The organism is Leptospiraceae bacterium (assembly GCA_016708435.1).
Lineage (GTDB): Bacteria > Spirochaetota > Leptospiria > Leptospirales > Leptospiraceae > UBA2033.
In genome coordinates this window covers 503,601-521,082 of sequence record JADJFV010000001.1, presented here as the reverse complement: position 1 = coordinate 521,082, position 17,482 = coordinate 503,601, and the positions used below count along the sequence as shown (strand labels likewise).

The window sequence follows — 17,482 nt, the reverse complement described above, 5'->3', positions numbered from 1 at the left end:
ATTCTAATACTTTTGGAAGGTGGGGTTAAATTAGCGGATACGTATCATTCATGCATCGCTATCTTATCAATTATTGATGTTGATTTGGTTTGGCCTTAACAGATGAGTTGTATTAGAGTCTTAGGAAGTAGGAAGAGTTAAAGATGAATAATTTTTATCATAGTGGCTAATTCTCGTTAAGACCACAAAAAAACGGGGTTTTTGGCAAATTCTGAAAACCAATCTCAATATAAGCAACATTTTTTGTATCAACTTAGGTATTCTGAAATGATTGTACTTGCAAAACAGAAAAATATATGATACAGTTTCGCCATGAAAATTTTAAATGAGCCTTTTTTGCAATTGAACGAATCAGAGTTAGACTTCACTCGACCAGTTGAAATTGCTAAAGATATTTTTTGGGTTGGAATCTATTTAGAAAATGATCCATTCCAATGCCACCCTTATTTAATTCTAAATGGCGATGAAACCATCCTAGTAGATCCAGGTTCTATGTTGCAGATAGATAGAATCATCGAAAAAATTAATATGGCGTGTAATATGAAGGACATAAAGTATATTATCCTCCATCACCAAGATCCAGATCTTTGCGCTGCCGTTCCTACAATTGAGAAATTAATCGACCGAGAGGATTTACTGATTGTTACCCACAGTCGTATGTCAGTATTAGTTAAACATTATGGAATCAAAGCTGGATACTATAACATAGATCATCAAAAATTTATTCTCAAAACAAAGTATCGAGATTTACAGTTTTATACAACGCCTTATTGTCATTCGCCCGGAGCCTTTGTTACCTACGACGAAAATACAAAAGTTCTTTTCTCAAGTGATATCTTTGGTGGATTGGAAGATTCCTGGCATTTCTATGCTGATGAAAATTATTTTTCTGAAATAGAAGGATTTCATATGGCATATATGCCAAGTAGGGATGTTGTCAATTATGCGCTCAGTAAGATAGAAGTATTAGATATTAATTTAATTGCTCCTCAACATGGTTCCGTCATTCGAAGAGAATTAATCAAACCACTTATTGACAAAATGAAACTAATGAATTGTGGTCTTTACATTGATAAAAAATATTCAAATGATCTGCAAAGAACAATTGAAAAATTAAACAACCTGCAAACTGAATTCACAGTTTCTTTAGATGAAATTAAAACTCTTAAACGTCAGCAGGACGGAGATTACTTTTTAACAAGTCTTTTAATGAAACCACTGTTGGTTGACTTTAATAAGAGTAAAACAGTGAGTAGCCACAGTGTAATTATTCAAAAGAAATCATTTCTATTCAAAAATAAACACTATCAACTAGGCGGGGATCTCTGTATATCGGCTAATCTAATTTTCGAAAACCAGGGTTGGACATTGTTCTTCAATGGCGATGCAATGGGAAAATCAGTGCAAGGCGCGGGCGGTGCTGTAGTAATGGGAACTGTATTGAATTCAATTTTATCTAGATCGGATGGACATACTATTACAAATGTAACTCCGGAAGAGTGGATGAAAGATGCCTACAATGAAATTCAAACTATATTTCTTTCCTTCGACGGAGCAATGATGGTTTCTGGAATCATAGGAATGATTAACGATACGACAGGCGAAATGCTATTTGTAAATGCAGAGCATCCTTTTTTAATTTTGTATCGAGATGGTAAGGCAACGTTTATAGAGAAAGAATTATTCTTACGAAAATTTGGAAGTCCTTCTGAGTTTCAATTAAAGATTCAGAAGTTTCAGTTACTTCCGGGCGACATTGTGTTTGCAGGAAGTGACGGTAAGGACGATTTAGATTTGTCTCCGGGTTCCGAGCAGCCAGTGGTTAATCAAGATTATACATTGATTCTGCGAATTATAGAGAGAAGCCAAAGCAATCTCAAAAAAATTGTGAATTCAATTTACAAAGCAGGCGATGTAATTGATGATCTTTCCTTATGCAGAATTGGTTTTCAAGAAAAAGCAGATACACTGAATTCCAGCCAGGATATAACAGAAGATATGATTTATTGGATTCAGATTTCGAATCATATCAAGAATAAGAATTACCAAAAAGCTTTAGATCTTTTAGAAGGTCCTTCCGAGAAACAATCACCGGAAACTCTGTTTAGCCGCGGATATTGCTTCGTAAAAGAAAGACGTTACTTGAAATCATTGAAATATCTTACAAGAGCAATCAAGAAGAAACCGAATTATTTCCATGCGTTAAAATATGCCGGCATCGCTCACTATAAATTGGATAATCTCAATCGCTGTAAGGCATACTGGGAACAGGCAATGAAGCTAAAGGATGATGATAAGTTGATTAATAGGTATTATCCGGAAGTAATTGAGAGAACATTAAAACAAAAAGTTCTATTGGGAAGAAAACAATTGGTTGAAGAATTAAATGAAGGATAGTTTGACTATCGCTTGAGTTGAACCCATTTAGAAAAAAGATCACGCAAGTCTTTTAAATGAATTGGTTTCGTTAAATAATCATCAAAGCCATGGTTTAAAATTCTTTCTCTCTCACCTGTTTGGGCATGAGCAGTGAGAGCTACAACAAAAATGGATTTATGATTTGCATTTGATTTAATTCTTACAGTTGCTTCTATACCATCCATTTCTGGCATTTCTATGTCCATTAATATGATGTCATATTTTTTTTCTTTCAATAATTCTAAGACTTCAACTCCATTGAATGCTACATCTGCGTGAACATTTATTTTCTTCAGCAATGCAATTACAATTTTCTGATTCAATTCGTTATCCTCGGCTACAAGCACCCTCAAGTCAACGGGTAACGCACTGTATACCGCTTTTGTTTTTTCTTGTTCTATATAATTCTTTATAATTTGTGCTTTTATCGTAAAAATAAATCTTGAGCCAACTCCGATATCACTTTCTACTCTTATATCACCGTCCATCATTTCTACTAACTTCTTTGTGATTGCCAATCCAAGACCTGTTCCGCCATATTTCCGAGTAGTGCTTGAATCACCCTGTGAGAACGAATCGAACAATCCTGCTATTTTACTTTTCTCAATACCAATTCCAGTATCTTCTACAATGAATTCAATTGTATACCGACCATTTTCAATTTGAATAATACTGTGGCTAACAGTGATTCCTCCGACACTTGTAAATTTCACAGCATTGCTTAATAAATTAAGAAATATTTGTCTTAGCCTCACAGGATCGCCTTCCATTATTTCAGGTATACGGGAATCCTCATTATTGTATTTGATATACAAGCCTTTCTTATCAGAATTAAAATGAACAATAGAAATAGTCTCTTTAATAATCTGATGGACTTTGATAGGAATTTTTTCCAATTCAACTTTATTCGCTTCTATTTTAGAAAAATCTAATATATCATTGATGATGACTAATAAATTTTCTGCACTGATTTGAATTGCATCTAGATATTCTTGATCCTCCTTTGAATAGTTCTCTGAAGAAATCAATTGTAGACTTCCCAATATTCCATTCATCGGAGTTCTAATCTCATGACTCATATTTGCCAAAAATAAACTCTTTGCACGATTAGCTGATTCTGCTTGGATTCTAGATTCCTCTAACTGAGCAGTTCTTTCTTTTACTTTCGCTTCCAAGTTTTCGAAGAATAATTTCAAATCCCTTGCCATTTTTAAAAAGGATCGAGATAGTTCTCCGACTTCGTCTTGCCTATTCACGCTTGAAATCTTTTCTAAATCCACTTCACTGAATTGATGCAAGGATAGATTCTTTGAAACTGCATTTAATTCTTCAATCGGAGATACGATCCAACGAGCTGTGAATATACCAATTACAATCATGAGGATAAGGGCAAATGAAACAATGAACGAAATAATTCGATTATTTGCTTTGATTTTATCAAGAAAATCAGATTCTGGAAAAATCGTAACCATATACCAGTTCAAACCATCTTCTGAAATTTTAGAAATCTGAACCCAATATACTTCACTTCCGAATTCAATGGATATTACTTTTTTGTTTTGAAAGTCCTCCATTTTCTTTATTTCTAAACCGACATTTCGAATCAATTCACTTTTAGACTCATTCATCGGGGAGATTTTAAAGTCATTCTTATTCAATATTTTTACTGTTTCCATTTCAACAGAGGAAGCTAAAACTTCTTCCTCTTTAGTGATAATAAATATCTGCGAATGTTCACTTACTTTATTTTTTCTAAGAAAATTAGAAATATTAGACAAAACAATATTAACCCCGGTAACACCAAGAAATTCATTTCTTTCATTGAAGACTGAAGTAAAAATTGTGATTCCAAGCAAACCAGTATTAGCCTGAACAAATATTTTGCTAATCAAAATTTTATTTGGATTTAATACTGCTTCTTTGAACCAAGGTCTCTCCTGAGTATCATATTCCTGTGTCTTTATTAGATTCTGTTTTACTCCTTTAGAATCCAAATGATAAAAGAAACGAATTTTTTTCTCATTCGTCTCTCGAAAAATAAAATCACCCCCTTGCCTTTCTATTCCATGTATAATTCCATTCTTATCGGCATAAAAAATATCATTTATATCTGAATAATTTTGAATCTGCTCAAGGAAGTATTGGGGATAATTAATATTTCTCCCCGATTGAAATTGTCCATTTTTTACACTCTGAGAATTCAGCTTAATTAAACCCTTTGAATTTAGAAAATAGGAAGCAATAAATTCATTTGTTCTAAGCTGAATTTGCTCTTGTATTTTACTAGTTAACTCAAATGCAATGTTTTGCGTGTTTAGATAAAGAAACATCCAAACAAGCGCAATAGTAAAAACAATTTCAAGAAGAAAAGGAATAATAATTTGCTCCCGCAGCGCAAATCTATTTGTTAGTTTAGAGAAAATCTTCTGAACTAATTTCATTTTCTATTTCCGGTAGCGGTTTATTTTGATATTCCTCTCGAATTTTTTTTATAGCAATAACATTTACCTGTCCGGGAGCGCGTGGTTTACCAATACAGCAATATGTTGCAAGAGAGCCAAATCTATCTCCGAATACTCGCGAGTAGACCCCAATTTTTCCCATTGCGATTCCAATGACCTTATTTGCTTTGGATATAAACGCTAAGTCTTTTAAAAATATATCTAGCTTTGAAATATCTTTAGGAGTAACAGCAAATTTATAAATGCAATTCGGAGTTTGTTTTTTTGAAATCCATTCAAGCATTTCCTCTCTAGTGATTGATTTAGAAAAATCATGGTAGGAGTAAATGATTGTATACCTACAATTTACAATTGAATCAAAAATTGATTTATCCTGATCTAATTCAATATCCAAATAGTTTTCTTCGGAGTTATATTCATTTAATATTGGTTCAATGTCCTTGAATTGCAAAGAAGTATTAGAAGCTTCACTGGAATCTTTTGGATTGCGATACGTAAATAAAATAGGCTTCGAGATTTTTCTTAATATGGGTAATAACTCTGTTCTAAGAAAATAGGAATCTAGCAAGTCCAAGCGGATTTCAAGAATATCCGCTTCTGCTATTGCAGGATTTTGATAATCCTTCAGTTCTTCCTCTCCAAGAGTTACGATTATTTTATAGTTCATTGTTACCGCGAAAGTTACCTTATAAATTTATTGAATTTAGTAATTATAGGATACGGGCTAAAAAATATTATCCACTATTTAATAAGACACTGTGAAAAATTTGTTTTTCGTTTGGTTTTGTTAAAAATGCTTTGAGTCTTCTAAATTGCAAGTCTTTTTTCTAAAGTTAAAATGTAGCCTGTAATCACTTGCAAATTCAAAAAAGCATAAATTCTATTTAGAATATTAGAAATTCCTAATATTCTAAATAGAATTTATGCCAATCGTAAACTAGATGTTTTCAGTTTGAAATTAGTAAAAAAAACTTTACTAATTTTTGGAAGCGGTTACTGTCAGTCGCTACACAAGGAGAAAATTATTTATGAGTAAGCGTAACAGTAAATCAAGTTTTGGAGAAATGATTTTGTTAGGCTTCGGGATATATGGCTTATACCATTTCTCAAAAAGAATTGCGTCTAAACAATTCAAATAAGTTGAAATGGTCTATACTGATTCACTTTTCTATAAAATGTTACGCAACGACTAAGTAGAGTCAGTATATACAAAATATTTGGGAATAATGCACCAGTAGTTGGACAAGAGATGATCCCACATTATGATCCTACAACAGGAATAGAATAAGGAAAAAGAGGATTCAGAATCTAATTGATGCAGCGAAAGGGTATGGGATTAGAACCAATAACATGCATAAACCAGACTGCTTTCTTAGCTTTAATTAATCCTTCTTTTTCAGACTCTCCCACCAGTTGGTAGAGGCAAAAGGCAAATCAATATCTACCAGTTCGCCCGGTCTAGGGGTTAATAAATCAATTCCATTTTGAAGCGCACCTTTTTGAGAAATCTTTACTGGCTCATCCCAATCATGGTTTGCTAAGTTAAACGTTCCCCAATGAACGGGTAACATTCGTTTTCCTCTCACATCTAAATGAGAAAGGATAGCCTTCTCTGCATTCATATGAATTCCTTCCCACGTCCAATCATACGCTCCAACTTTGATAGAGGTCAAATCAAATGGACCTAGTTGTTTTCCTATTTCGGCAAAATGAGGAGAATATCCAGTATCCCCTGTGTAAAAGAATCTATGCTTGGGTCCAATGATAGACCAGGATGACCAGAGAGTCGTAAATCTATTGAAGAGTCCTCTTCCTGAATAATGAACGGCAGGTGTGCAGATGATTTCTATATCGCCTAATTTTTCTTTATCCCACCAATTCATTTCAAAGATTTGTTTTTCGGGAACTCCCCATTTTTCTAGATGTGCCCCAACTCCAAGAGGTATATAGTATTTAGTTCCTTTCTTTGTAAGAGTCTTTGCAACATTCAAATCTAAGTGATCATAATGATCGTGAGAGATAATGACAGCATCAATCGGAGGAAGGTCTTCCAATTTAACGGGTAATGGAAAAAATCGCTTAGGTCCTACACTTGTAAAAGGAGATACCTTTTCAGAAAAAACGGGATCTACTAATATTCTAAGTCCATCTATTTCGAGTAATACAGTTGCATGACCAAACCAAATAGCACGAAGCCCTGCCGGTGGAGGAGAAATGAAAGTATCCGCTTTCGGATACACAACTGGTATCTCTCCCGGAGGATGTCTTTGTTCTGAGCCGAAGAATTGTCTCTTCATTACTTCCCAGTAAGAAGCATCGGGTGTAATCATAGGCACCTCAGGATTGTTCGCAAACTTTCCGTCTTTGAACATAGGAGAGGTTTTCATTTTTTCCAGTCTACTTCCTTCTGGTGTTCCGCCAAACGAACTCAAACAAGCTGTTTGTGCGAATCCAAATAAAAGAATAAGCAGGAATGCGATCCCGATTCCAATCAATGCTTTCTTTGTTTTTTTCATTCCCTTATTCTCCACATGATGATCTTCTTAAACTTCCCAGTCATCCAGTATTAAACTAATCTTCATGAGTGACAAATGGAAATTAAATAGAATTGAGTATTAAGAGATTTTTTTTTAGGATTAGCAAGATTTACGGGATGATTCATCCTAACTTGAGTATATTGCTTAAAATGAGTAAACCAAAATCTAGCATCTACTCTCCTGACGTAGAGAAGACAGAATAAATGCAGTATTATCCCAAAAGACTCCTTGACTTTGTGCTCCTGTGGCAAAACTCCAAATCGGCGAAAAACTGGAATGACTTATTGTTAAGATTATAATTTTTGGTGAGAAGAGCGAAGGCAGAATTTTTTAAAGGAAAAAATCATGGTAAACATTGGAACTCCAAAATCAAGGTCAGCAACAAAACTACTCTTACTAGGCTCAGGGGAATTAGGCAAAGAAGTCACAATTGAGGCGCAAAGATATGGAATCCATGTGATGGCAATTGACAAGTATCCAGATGCTCCGGCAATGCACGTTGCACATGAGCACCGTGTAATCAATATGCTAGATGCTGATGAGCTACGAAAAGTAGTTCATGAATTTGATCCTGACTATATCGTCCCCGAAATCGAAGCAATTGCAACCGATATGCTATTGGAATTGGAGAAAGAAGGTTTCAATGTAGTTCCAACGGCTAAGGCGGTTAAGCTCACAATGAACCGAGAAGGCATACGCAAATATGCCTCAGAAAAACTGGGAGTCAATACTTCCAAATATTTATTTGCAGCAAACAAAGAAGAATTCTATCAAATCGTAAAAGAAATTGGAATTCCCTGCGTCGTGAAACCTGTCATGAGTTCATCCGGAAAAGGACAAAGCGTTATCAAAGACAAAATGGAAATTGAGGAAGCTTGGGAGTATGCGCAAAAGGGAGGACGAGCAGGCGGAGGCAATGTAATCGTAGAAAGCTTCATAGAATTTGATTATGAAATTACACTTCTTACGATACGTCATGCGGGAGGCACAACATTTCTAGATCCAATCGGTCATCTACAGATTAACGGTGATTATGTGGAATCGTGGCAACCACAACCAATGTCAGAAAAAGCCCTCAAAGAAGCACAAAGAATTGCGAAAGTCGTAACAGATGGACTTGGTGGATACGGATTATTTGGCGCTGAATTCTTTATTAAAGGAGACACTGTTTATTTTAGTGAAGTATCTCCTAGACCACATGATACTGGAATGGTTACACTCATTTCTCAAAATCTTTCTGAATTTGCACTGCATGTTCGGGCTATTCTTGGTTTGCCTATACCAAATATTCGACATTACGGCTACGCGGCATCATGCGCAATCTTAACAGAGGGTAATTCCGATGAGCCTGTATATGAGAATATAAATGAAGCATTGTCGGAACCTGATACCGCCCTTCGACTTTTTGGAAAACCGGAAGTGAAAGGCAGAAGGAGAATGGGAGTAGCTCTTGCTTTAGGCGATACCTTAGAAGACGCAAGACGCAAAGCAATCAAAGTAGCCGATGCAATAACAATTAAGCTTTAAATCTATACTTGACAATGTCGAAAGAGTTTCGACTATGGATTTATCCGAATGGAGGAAGTAGGGTGTAATTCCCTCGCTGTCCCGCAACTGTAAAGCCAGATACTCCTCTTTGTGTTACTTTCTCGTGGAAAGGAAAGTTTCATTGAAAGATTCTTAGTTTTTCATTAGAGTATCTGATGAGAGAGTAATTATTTTTCATCTATAGAGGTTCGTATAACTCCTTCAGGAAATAAAATTTTCTTGGAGAAAAACATGTTTCAAAAAATCACTTTAGCGGCTACTCTTTGTTATGTAGCTATTCTATTTACCAATTGTCAAAACACAACTAGTTCTAACGACTCTGCTAAGAACAACGCCCTTCTTGCGGCTATCGTTCAAACACAAAGTCTAAATGCGGCTAACACCACTATATCCAACCTAAACAATAGCCAGTTTATATTGAATGGCACATGGAATTCTTTTACTGGAAATGCTACAACGGGCGCTGCACCGATAACAATTTCTGCCAAACAAAACTCAAACGGAGTTATTCTCACAGATGGTGTAGGCTATAGTTCTTGTTATCTAATTGTTCAGTTTGATAATTCTTCCGGATATTACATCACTCAAAATCCAGAGAATAATGGCGGATGCTTCAGTCCAGATACGAACAAAGGTAAGTTTCTAAAAACAGTTTTTTTTGCTGAAGGAACTAAATACTGGACTTGCACAATTTATACTCCCGTAGCGACTGCTGCTGCGGCAGTTGCTGTTGCAGATAATACAACAAGAACAAGTCCTGGAACGACAGGATGCGGTGGCTTTGCCTGGAGCAGGTTAGAGAAAAAGTAAGAAAGTTAGAGACTATGTAGAAATGAATTATTCCCTTTTTTATATAGTCTCCTCCTTTAAGGATAAATCAATGCTTAAAAAAATAATAGTCCTAGCCTCTCTACTTGGGCTAATTACATGTAGCCATACAAAGTCAAGAAATGGTAAATCAGCATTAGCTGCTGGTTTTTTACTTTCTCAGTCTTCAAAATCAATTTCTGCTCTATCTAGTTCGGTTGCTGCTATTCCTGCTGATATTGCGGATACGGTAACATTAGCCCCTAATCATAACGGTTCAGGATTTCAAGACAAAACAAAGGCGATCAATGGAGTAAGGGGTGCAGGACTTAGCTCTGGCTCCGGGGATGTGTTTTCTCTTACTGCAACAGGAGTTAATGCAAGCATGGTTCTTGAATGGAGCGGAAAACGAGTATTAAACGGTAGTGGAATAGATTTTATAGTCTATGAAAATGTATTTCAATACAACAGCAACGCTTCGACTGTATTCATGGAAGCAATTATAGTTGAAGTCAGTCAAGACAATGTGAGTTACTGTGGATTTTCCCCTGATTACAATTTTTCGCCGGAAACAACATATAGCCTAAATCCGACTCACTGGAAACGCTTTGCGGGGCTTACGTCTGTTATTTATAATGTTGAATCTAATGTTTTTTCTGGTGATGATTTGTATGATACTTCTAAAACAGGTGGAGACGGATTTGATCTAGACAATCTAAGCGCAACGAACGATTACAATATTGGTTGCAGCACTACTCTTCGTGATAAAATAAAATCAGAAGGATTTGTTTACTTACGATTAACCGCTGCATCTGCAAGAACCAATGTTGACACAGGCGCCGGCTTTTTACAAGACACAGGCGCATTTGGTGGAGGACCTGACATAGACGGAGTAATGGCACGTTATAGAGGAACTAGATAAATTGGAAACGAATAAAACTCATTCAGAGAAAATTTCTCAGTTAGCGGATAATCAAAATTTATCGCCCGATGGAATGTATTATATCGAAAATGGGTTTTATGTTTTTACCGAGAAATTTCATTTAAAACGAGGATATTGCTGTGGAAATGGTTGTAGGCATTGTCCTTATACGAGTAGAGTGATAGAAAAGGATATTTAACTTTACTTTTTATAAGCAAGCTAGTTTGGTTTTGTGTAAATGATTCTTTTTTAGACAGGATTAACAAGATTAACAGGATAAAAATTCAGAAAACCACTCTGACTTGATTACATCTAAATCAGAAACTTTAAGCGATACTTATATATTCTAATTTTTCTAAAATTTTTTGTAATTTCGAGATCATGGAGTCAGAGGCATGAATTGTTTCATCCATTTCATGTGCGCCCTCTGCGAATACTTTTGTCTTCTGCGTAATCTCCGTTATTGCTTCTAAAATTACTTGAACACCATGCTTTAGTTCTCGCGCTGCTTCTTGAATTGCATTTGATTCCGTTTTTATTTCAGAAAGCTTTACAGCAAACCCTTCTAAATTTTGAGAAAGACTTCTTTGCTCTCTAGAAATTTCTTTTGATTGATTGCTAGATTTTTCAACTTCATTGACTAACGCTTTTAATACTTCAGATGTTGCGGATAAGCTTGATTTTGTGCCTTCGATAACAGATTTAGAATTTTGTAATATCCCATCGCTCTCTCTTAGGCTAGAGCGAGTTCGTTCTGCTAATTTCGAAACTTCCTGTGCCACAACTCCAAAACCTCTACCATATTCACCCGCACGCGCTGCCTCAATGGAAGCATTTAAAGATAATAGATTGATTTGGTCGGCTATTCCATGTATACCGGTAGTAAGTGACTTCATTTCATCATACATTTTATTGATTGCTTGAATCGAAATAGAAATATTGGACAATTGTTCATCGCCTTTAGAAGCATGGTTCTTAGCCTTATCTACAACGCTCGTAAAGTTTTTAAACATGCTGTCTAGCTTTTTAGAACCTTCACTAGTAACTTGCCAGTCATTATTTATTTTTAAAACAGAATCGAATTGTTTTTTTGTATTATCAGATATAGATTCAACGTTAGTCGAAATTTCATCTAGACTAGCAGAAATTTCATGAGTTCTTTCTGCTTGTTTTTGGGATTGAAGTAAGATATTTTTAGAAGCAGATTTCACTGTTGTGAATATTGATTCTACGGCACTAGAGGATGCCTTGATATCAGGAACGATTTCTGAATTCGCACTTAGCATTTTTGAAATTTTCAAATGCCTAGAATTCGATTCTTCTAATTGTTTTCTTAAGAGTAGAGCAAAATAACTTAAAACCCCTACTTCTACAACTACAAAGAAAGCATGAAGAAACACAATATCCCAACCATGCCCATAGTTGAAAATTACAAATGGGGAATTATTGATATTAACCTCATACGTTTGTAAAAGATTTCCTATCACATGGTGAATTGCAATCGTTGCACCGGCGACAACTAGAACTAACCAATCTTTATAAATCAAAAGAAAAGCGAGACAAGCAAATACATGGAAATGCATTTCAATTCTACCAAGCTGAGCAAAAATAAAAATACCAGAGAAGAGCATGATCGAAATTGCATTTAAGATTCTAGAAATTCTTGTGCCTTTAAAAAATAGAAACCCAACAAGCGCAATCAAAGTAACAATCACGCTGGAGATAATAGTTGTAATCCACGTCCCGTAACCAAGAGAAAGGAAAACTGCAACCGGGATATGTATAGAAAAAATTGTTATAAAGATTTTATCAAAAATTTCATTTTCGTTTCGAGCACCCACTGATTCAATTGTATCGATCATGATTATTTTACTCTCTGTTTTATTATTCTTAAATCCTAGTCTTTAAATCCAAAGAATAATAGCAGAATAAAAAGGAAAATTTGCTAAAGTAAAGCAATAAATTAAAGATGAATGAACTGCTTTATATTAATTTACCCTAGCTGTTTGATAATAACTATAAATCTCATTCGCAATTTTGGTTGCATCGCGATGATTACTAGTAAATATTCTTACGAGTTTAAATTTGGAATCCACGAAAAAAATATTTCCAGTGTGATTGATTTCATAGTTTGAATCAAGTGCATTTGTTTTTGAAAATTGCACTTCGAATTCTTTTGTTAGCTGCCGAAGCTCTTCCTCCGAATGCGGTAAGATGAAAACAATTCTATCATTGTAGTTTTTACTGAGTCGATTTAAGTTTTCCCAATTGTCGCGAGCTAAATCAATGCTAATAAAAAAAGGAATCACTCCTTTGGGAAATTTCGGATTCGCATACAATTTGTGAAATGTTTGCAAACCCATTGGACAAGTAGTATTGCATCTACTGTATCCAAAGAAAAAGATATACCCATCAGCTTGGTAGTTATGAAGATATTGGCTTCCTGTTTCAGTGGCTAATTCTAAATTGCCTATCTGCTTATTGGTAACAAAACCATATCCCAAATTCGCGCAAAGAGATAGCACTAACAGTAAAAATTGAAACGAAATAAACTTCATTCTGGAGGCTACTTGTAAATATCCTCAATTTCCGTTTTATATAAATCAAACATTACATTGCGACGAAGCTTTAAAGTCTGAGTCAATTCCTTTCCGGGTTCAAATTCTTTTGCAAGTATTGCAAAGCCGGTTACTTTTTCAAAGGACTTAAATCCTTTTTCAGAAGAGACTCGCTGTTTAATTTCAGCCTTAAAAAGATTGATTATTTTAATATCTGTCTTCCAGTCTTCTCTACCTGCAGGCAAAGCAATATTTTGTGCTTTAAAGTATTTCTCTACTTTGTCAAACGCAGGAACGATTAACGCACCTAGAGTCTTTTTGTCTTGTCCTACTACCATTACTTGATGAATGAATTCACTTTGCACAAGGGCAAATTCGATTGGCTCTGGCTCTAGGTTCTCTCCACCCAGAAGAACGATTGTATCCTTTGCTCTACCGGCAAATTTGAATTGTCCGCTCGCAGTATGAATTAAAATGTCTCCCGAATTGAGCCAACCATCAGCGGTTAATACTGCTTTTGTCTTCTCAGGGTCTCTGTAATACCCCATCATGATATGTTGACCTTTGTGATAGGCAACTCCTTTTACGTTTGGTTCGGTGATGACATTTCCTTTTTCATCGACTAACTTGAGTTCGATTTCGGATAGATTTTTTCCAAGAGTTCCAATCACCGGTCTTGCAAAATCTCGCAAACAGGAAACGCCCGTCGTTTCGCTCATACCATATGTCTCTAAAATAGGAAGACCAATCGAATAAAAAAATCGGTCGATATGATACGGCAATGCACCCGCTCCCGAAAAAGCAAACCGGATTCTATTTCCAAGTGCTCCTTTTACTTTTGATAAAATTGGTTTCGAAAGTTGGTAAGGAATAAATAACAACGTCGTTAAGACTACGGACTTTATTTTATTTACTATCATAGAGCCTAACTTCTCTGGCTCTATTTGCAAAGATGATCCTCGCAGATAATCACGATTTTGCGTATAACTCATAGCTGCACTGGATGCTAAATTAAACAAAGCGCGACGAGCGGGCGGAGCATTTTTTACATTTTCTAAAATCTTATTGTAAAAACTTTCCCAAACACGTGGCACTGAAAACATCATAGTAGGATTGACTGATTTTAAATCAGAAGCTAGATTTGGAATGCTTGTAAATGCAATCGTCACTCCAATTCCAATGCAGGTGCTTTCAAAAAGACGATCTCCAATATGCCAAGGTGGGAGATAACCGAGAGTAGTCTCATCGCCTATCAATTTTAAACCTGTTGCCCTAAGTGCTTCTTCCAATTTTATAGACATCCACACATAATTGTTATGAGACAGCATTACACCTTTCGGTGTTCCTGTTGTGCCTGAGGTGTAAATGATAGTCGCTAAGTCCATCGGCTCGATAGCTGCTCCCATTTTTTCAAAAGCGTCTGGCTTTGTCTTACGATGTTTTTCACCGGCTAATAGCAATTCGTCGAATGTAAGAATTTCTACTTTAGATGTATTTTTTATTTCTCCGGGCTCGCTATAAAATATAATATATTGTAGGTCTTTTAGCTTAGAAAGATTTGCTTGAATTTTTTCGTAAGCTTTTAAGTTTTCCAGAATGATTGCGCGACAGGAAGCATGATTAAAGATATAGAGCAAATCCTCCGTAGTCGCATCCGTTCCACGCGGCACATCAACGGCACCAATATTTGTAATTCCCATTGCAAGCCACATGAACTTAGGTCCACTGTCTGCCACAAGACCAATGCGATCTCCTTTCTGAATTCCCAATTTGATAAAACCAAAAGAGATCAATTGAATCTTTTCATATAGCTCTTGAAAGTTAATGCTTTGAAGAGTTGGTCCACCTACTCGAAACATTTGAGCAGTGATACTCGCATTTTTCGTTCTCGCATCTTTCATAAACTCATATAGAGTATTCTTTATAGGTGAAATTTTTTTTTCCATAGCTAGGCTCTCTTGAAAGGGACTTTTTTATAACTTATTCAAAGCAGGAAAGTTTCTGCAATCAGAAATTTTGAGAATGACAATTGAAAGCATCTTATTTTAAATCGTTGACCTATGCTTTAATAATGAAATTCTGTAAATAAACTCTCGGATATAAAAATTATGATTATCAGCTTCGTGCAAACTAAAGGCGGAACAGGGAAAAGCACTCTTGCAGTCAATACGACTTTTTCAAAAGCCTTCCATGACAAATTCAAATCAATTGCATTAGTAGAATTAGACCCGCAGGGAACTCTAAAAAACTGGTGGCAAGAAAGAACAGAGGAGAACCGTAATTCGGATAACGTTTCCTTTCATCATATTTCTAGCACACAAAAAGAAGTAATTCAAGATGGAATTAAAAACATCGCTACGCATAACGAGTTATTAGTCTTAGATATTCCAGGAGAGAGCACGAGTAAGCTGCACACAAAATTTGCTTGTGCTATTTCAGATATAATTGTTATCCCAATGAGAACTTCGACTAACGACGAGTCTGCGTTCGCGGATAATCTTCTTCCTATCATCAAAGAGATTATTCGCTCTTATCCGATAAAGAAAGGAAACTTTTTTATACTACCTACTTTTACGAATGCACAATCCAACAAAGAAAAAGTCATTGATTATTTTAAAGATATTTTACCGGATTACGTGGGTTGCCTCGAAGTAGTATATCCATTTCGTTCTATTTATGAAAATTTCAATCGAGAAGGAACGAATCTTCTTGAATATGTGGATTCTATTAAAAATAATAAAAGATTATATGTAGGAGGAGCGCGTGCAGTTGAAGATATTGAATGCATCGCTCATTCTATCATGCAAAAATTAGCGGAGAAAACTCATGACAGTGCCTAAGAAAAGAAAAAAACTGGATAGTTCGATTGATCCATCCATGCAGACGGAAAATCAACCACCGATTGAGAAAACTTCTGCTGAAGAAAAAACTCCAAAGCCAAAGAAAGCTCCCGTTACTCGATCACCAAAGGCAAGAGTAGACAAAGCATTCGAAGTCATTGATAGCATTGATAAAAATATCCAAGACAAGGCGATCGAACTCAAGAAGGTAAATGCTATTACCCCCTTTGAAGGAAGTGAAGGTGTTCATATTCGTTTTAAACTCGATTTGATTCGTTGGCAGGATTTTGTTGACGGAGGAAGAAGTCGCACAGAAGATGATAGTATAGTTGTTGATTTTACAATTCCATACATATGGAATCTTCCCATTGTGGGGGATATGACAAAAGCAGTGATTAAGGAATTAATTAAACTGCGAATTCTTTAATGAGAGGTTAATATGCGTTATCTAATTTTATTTTTTCTTTTTACTTTTTCTCAACTATTTGCACAGGTAGGCTTTACGCAATCTGGAAAAGCATCTTTCTATAACGATAGATTTCATGGAGCAAAAACAAATAGTGGTGAAAAGTATGATATGTATGCCTATACTGCGGCTCATCGTGATTTACCTCTCAATACTAAAATAAAAGTAACAAACTTAAAAAACAATAAAACGGTAGTAGTTCGAATCAATGATCGCGGTCCTTTTCATCATGTAAGAATTTTAGATGTCTCTAAGGCTGCTGCAAAAGAACTAGATATGATTTCACAGGGTGTCGCCAACGTAACAATAGAAGTCGTAGAATTACCAAATGAACCGGCAAAAGATGCTAAGTCTACAGCTACTCCTACTTCAACGGCTAAGCCTAATAAAACTCCTGGGTCTGATTCAGTAGTTGTTCTACCTGCAAAAACAGAAACAAAACCTGAGAAGGCTGATCCGATTAAACATGATTCCAAATCAAATGAGCCCGAAGCGAGTGCGAAGACCACAACGAATGATTCACATCCTAGTAAGACCATCGCAGCGCATACGACAGATTTGCCGAAAGTAGAGCCAGAAAAACAAACGGTAGATTTTAAAGAAGCTTCCTCTGAAATATTCAAAGCGGGTTATATCTATAATCTGCATGGTATGATTCAAAATCCGAAAGGATACGGAATTCAAGTAGGTTCCTTTTCTCATATATTCAACACATTAAAGTTTTGTAAGATTCTAACAGATATGGGATTTAGCAAAATTTTTATAAAAGCAGATAAAGAGCCAAGTGGCACAAACTACAGAGTGTTAATTGGGGATTATCCGCAAGAAGAAGATACAACACCCGAAGTAAATAAACTAAGAGAAAAAAATCGGGACTATCTCATAAAGAAATATCCTGAAAATAAAGACCTTCCCTAAAGGAGA

At 35.6% G+C, this 17,482-nt stretch carries 14 protein-coding genes and 1 riboswitch; of the genes, 8 read left to right on the top strand and 6 right to left on the bottom strand.

Features of this window, described 5'->3' with window-relative positions; translation table 11 throughout:
* The first annotated feature begins 312 nt into the window (after window positions 1-312).
* Entirely contained in the window at window positions 313-2,397 is a 2,085-nt protein-coding gene (locus IPH52_02545) for a SpoIIE family protein phosphatase (GenBank protein ID MBK7053921.1), read from the top strand.
* Between the two features lie 5 nt (window positions 2,398-2,402).
* Here IPH52_02545 and IPH52_02540 read toward each other — a convergent pair whose 3' ends face one another.
* The 3 genes from IPH52_02540 to IPH52_02530 form a co-directional block, all read right to left on the bottom strand.
* Window positions 2,403-4,859, bottom strand: a complete 2,457-nt coding sequence (locus IPH52_02540; GenBank protein ID MBK7053920.1) for a response regulator — start codon at window positions 4,857-4,859, stop codon at window positions 2,403-2,405.
* Window positions 4,831-5,547, bottom strand: coding sequence for a type I 3-dehydroquinate dehydratase (locus IPH52_02535; protein MBK7053919.1), 717 nt, complete (start codon window positions 5,545-5,547; stop codon window positions 4,831-4,833). The genes IPH52_02540 and IPH52_02535 overlap by 29 nt, the downstream gene beginning before the upstream one ends.
* Window positions 5,548-6,262: 715 nt before the next feature.
* Complete coding sequence (locus tag IPH52_02530) at window positions 6,263-7,396, bottom strand: MBL fold metallo-hydrolase (protein MBK7053918.1); 1,134 nt, start codon at window positions 7,394-7,396, stop codon at window positions 6,263-6,265.
* Between the two features lie 366 nt (window positions 7,397-7,762).
* Here IPH52_02530 and purT point away from each other — a divergent pair, with 366 nt between their 5' ends.
* The 4 genes from purT to IPH52_02510 all read left to right on the top strand — a co-directional run bounded on the left by purT (window position 7,763) and on the right by IPH52_02510 (window position 10,893).
* On the top strand, window positions 7,763-8,944 hold the full coding sequence (purT, locus tag IPH52_02525) for a formate-dependent phosphoribosylglycinamide formyltransferase (GenBank protein MBK7053917.1): 1,182 nt from the start codon (window positions 7,763-7,765) through the stop codon (window positions 8,942-8,944).
* 5 nt (window positions 8,945-8,949) lie between these two features.
* Window positions 8,950-9,070: riboswitch (cobalamin riboswitch) on the top strand.
* Between the two features lie 126 nt (window positions 9,071-9,196).
* Window positions 9,197-9,775, top strand: coding sequence for a hypothetical protein (locus tag IPH52_02520; protein MBK7053916.1), 579 nt, complete (start codon window positions 9,197-9,199; stop codon window positions 9,773-9,775).
* Between the two features lie 70 nt (window positions 9,776-9,845).
* Window positions 9,846-10,694, top strand: a complete 849-nt coding sequence (locus IPH52_02515; protein ID MBK7053915.1) for an LIC_13355 family lipoprotein — start codon at window positions 9,846-9,848, stop codon at window positions 10,692-10,694.
* Between the two features lie 73 nt (window positions 10,695-10,767).
* Window positions 10,768-10,893, top strand: a complete 126-nt coding sequence (locus tag IPH52_02510; protein ID MBK7053914.1) for a hypothetical protein — start codon at window positions 10,768-10,770, stop codon at window positions 10,891-10,893.
* A 127-nt stretch (window positions 10,894-11,020) separates the two neighbouring features.
* Here the strand turns inward: IPH52_02510 and IPH52_02505 are convergent, their stop codons facing one another.
* The 3 genes from IPH52_02505 to IPH52_02495 all read right to left on the bottom strand — a co-directional run bounded on the left by IPH52_02505 (window position 11,021) and on the right by IPH52_02495 (window position 15,153).
* Window positions 11,021-12,556 (bottom strand): hypothetical protein, encoded by a 1,536-nt coding sequence (locus IPH52_02505; GenBank protein MBK7053913.1) that lies wholly within the window; start codon window positions 12,554-12,556, stop codon window positions 11,021-11,023.
* 126 nt (window positions 12,557-12,682) lie between these two features.
* On the bottom strand, window positions 12,683-13,252 hold the full coding sequence (locus IPH52_02500) for an SCO family protein (protein ID MBK7053912.1): 570 nt from the start codon (window positions 13,250-13,252) through the stop codon (window positions 12,683-12,685).
* An 8-nt stretch (window positions 13,253-13,260) separates the two neighbouring features.
* Complete coding sequence (locus IPH52_02495) at window positions 13,261-15,153, bottom strand: AMP-binding protein (protein ID MBK7053911.1); 1,893 nt, start codon at window positions 15,151-15,153, stop codon at window positions 13,261-13,263.
* A gap of 207 nt (window positions 15,154-15,360) precedes the next feature.
* Between IPH52_02495 and IPH52_02490 the strand changes: the two genes are divergently transcribed.
* From IPH52_02490 to IPH52_02480, 3 genes are read left to right on the top strand one after another with little or no spacing between them, the layout of a single operon-like run.
* Window positions 15,361-16,092 carry a ParA family protein gene (locus IPH52_02490; GenBank protein MBK7053910.1) on the top strand — a complete coding sequence of 244 codons (732 nt, stop codon included), beginning with the start codon at window positions 15,361-15,363 and terminating at the stop codon, window positions 16,090-16,092.
* A complete protein-coding gene (locus IPH52_02485) occupies window positions 16,079-16,519 on the top strand; it encodes a hypothetical protein (protein MBK7053909.1) in 441 nt (146 codons plus the stop codon). Before IPH52_02490 ends, IPH52_02485 begins: the two co-directional genes overlap by 14 nt.
* 12 nt (window positions 16,520-16,531) lie before the next feature.
* Complete coding sequence (locus IPH52_02480) at window positions 16,532-17,476, top strand: septal ring lytic transglycosylase RlpA family protein (GenBank protein MBK7053908.1); 945 nt, start codon at window positions 16,532-16,534, stop codon at window positions 17,474-17,476.
* Window positions 17,477-17,482: the final 6 nt, after the last annotated feature.

What these genes read in the sequence shown, in the direction of transcription:
- IPH52_02480 (MBK7053908.1), top strand. Translation starts at nt 16,532, where the DNA reads ATGCGTTATCTAATTTTATTTTTTCTTTTTACTTTTTCTCAACTATTT.
- IPH52_02500 (MBK7053912.1), bottom strand. Translation starts at nt 13,252, where the DNA reads ATGAAGTTTATTTCGTTTCAATTTTTACTGTTAGTGCTATCTCTTTGC.
- IPH52_02490 (MBK7053910.1), top strand. Translation starts at nt 15,361, where the DNA reads ATGATTATCAGCTTCGTGCAAACTAAAGGCGGAACAGGGAAAAGCACT.
- IPH52_02515 (MBK7053915.1), top strand. Translation starts at nt 9,846, where the DNA reads ATGCTTAAAAAAATAATAGTCCTAGCCTCTCTACTTGGGCTAATTACA.
- IPH52_02510 (MBK7053914.1), top strand. Translation starts at nt 10,768, where the DNA reads ATGTATTATATCGAAAATGGGTTTTATGTTTTTACCGAGAAATTTCAT.
- IPH52_02520 (MBK7053916.1), top strand. Translation starts at nt 9,197, where the DNA reads ATGTTTCAAAAAATCACTTTAGCGGCTACTCTTTGTTATGTAGCTATT.
- IPH52_02505 (MBK7053913.1), bottom strand. Translation starts at nt 12,556, where the DNA reads ATGATCGATACAATTGAATCAGTGGGTGCTCGAAACGAAAATGAAATT.
- IPH52_02530 (MBK7053918.1), bottom strand. Translation starts at nt 7,396, where the DNA reads ATGAAAAAAACAAAGAAAGCATTGATTGGAATCGGGATCGCATTCCTG.
- IPH52_02540 (MBK7053920.1), bottom strand. Translation starts at nt 4,859, where the DNA reads ATGAAATTAGTTCAGAAGATTTTCTCTAAACTAACAAATAGATTTGCG.
- IPH52_02545 (MBK7053921.1), top strand. Translation starts at nt 313, where the DNA reads ATGAAAATTTTAAATGAGCCTTTTTTGCAATTGAACGAATCAGAGTTA.
- IPH52_02485 (MBK7053909.1), top strand. Translation starts at nt 16,079, where the DNA reads ATGACAGTGCCTAAGAAAAGAAAAAAACTGGATAGTTCGATTGATCCA.
- IPH52_02495 (MBK7053911.1), bottom strand. Translation starts at nt 15,153, where the DNA reads ATGAAAGATGCGAGAACGAAAAATGCGAGTATCACTGCTCAAATGTTT.
- purT (MBK7053917.1), top strand. Translation starts at nt 7,763, where the DNA reads ATGGTAAACATTGGAACTCCAAAATCAAGGTCAGCAACAAAACTACTC.
- IPH52_02535 (MBK7053919.1), bottom strand. Translation starts at nt 5,547, where the DNA reads ATGAACTATAAAATAATCGTAACTCTTGGAGAGGAAGAACTGAAGGAT.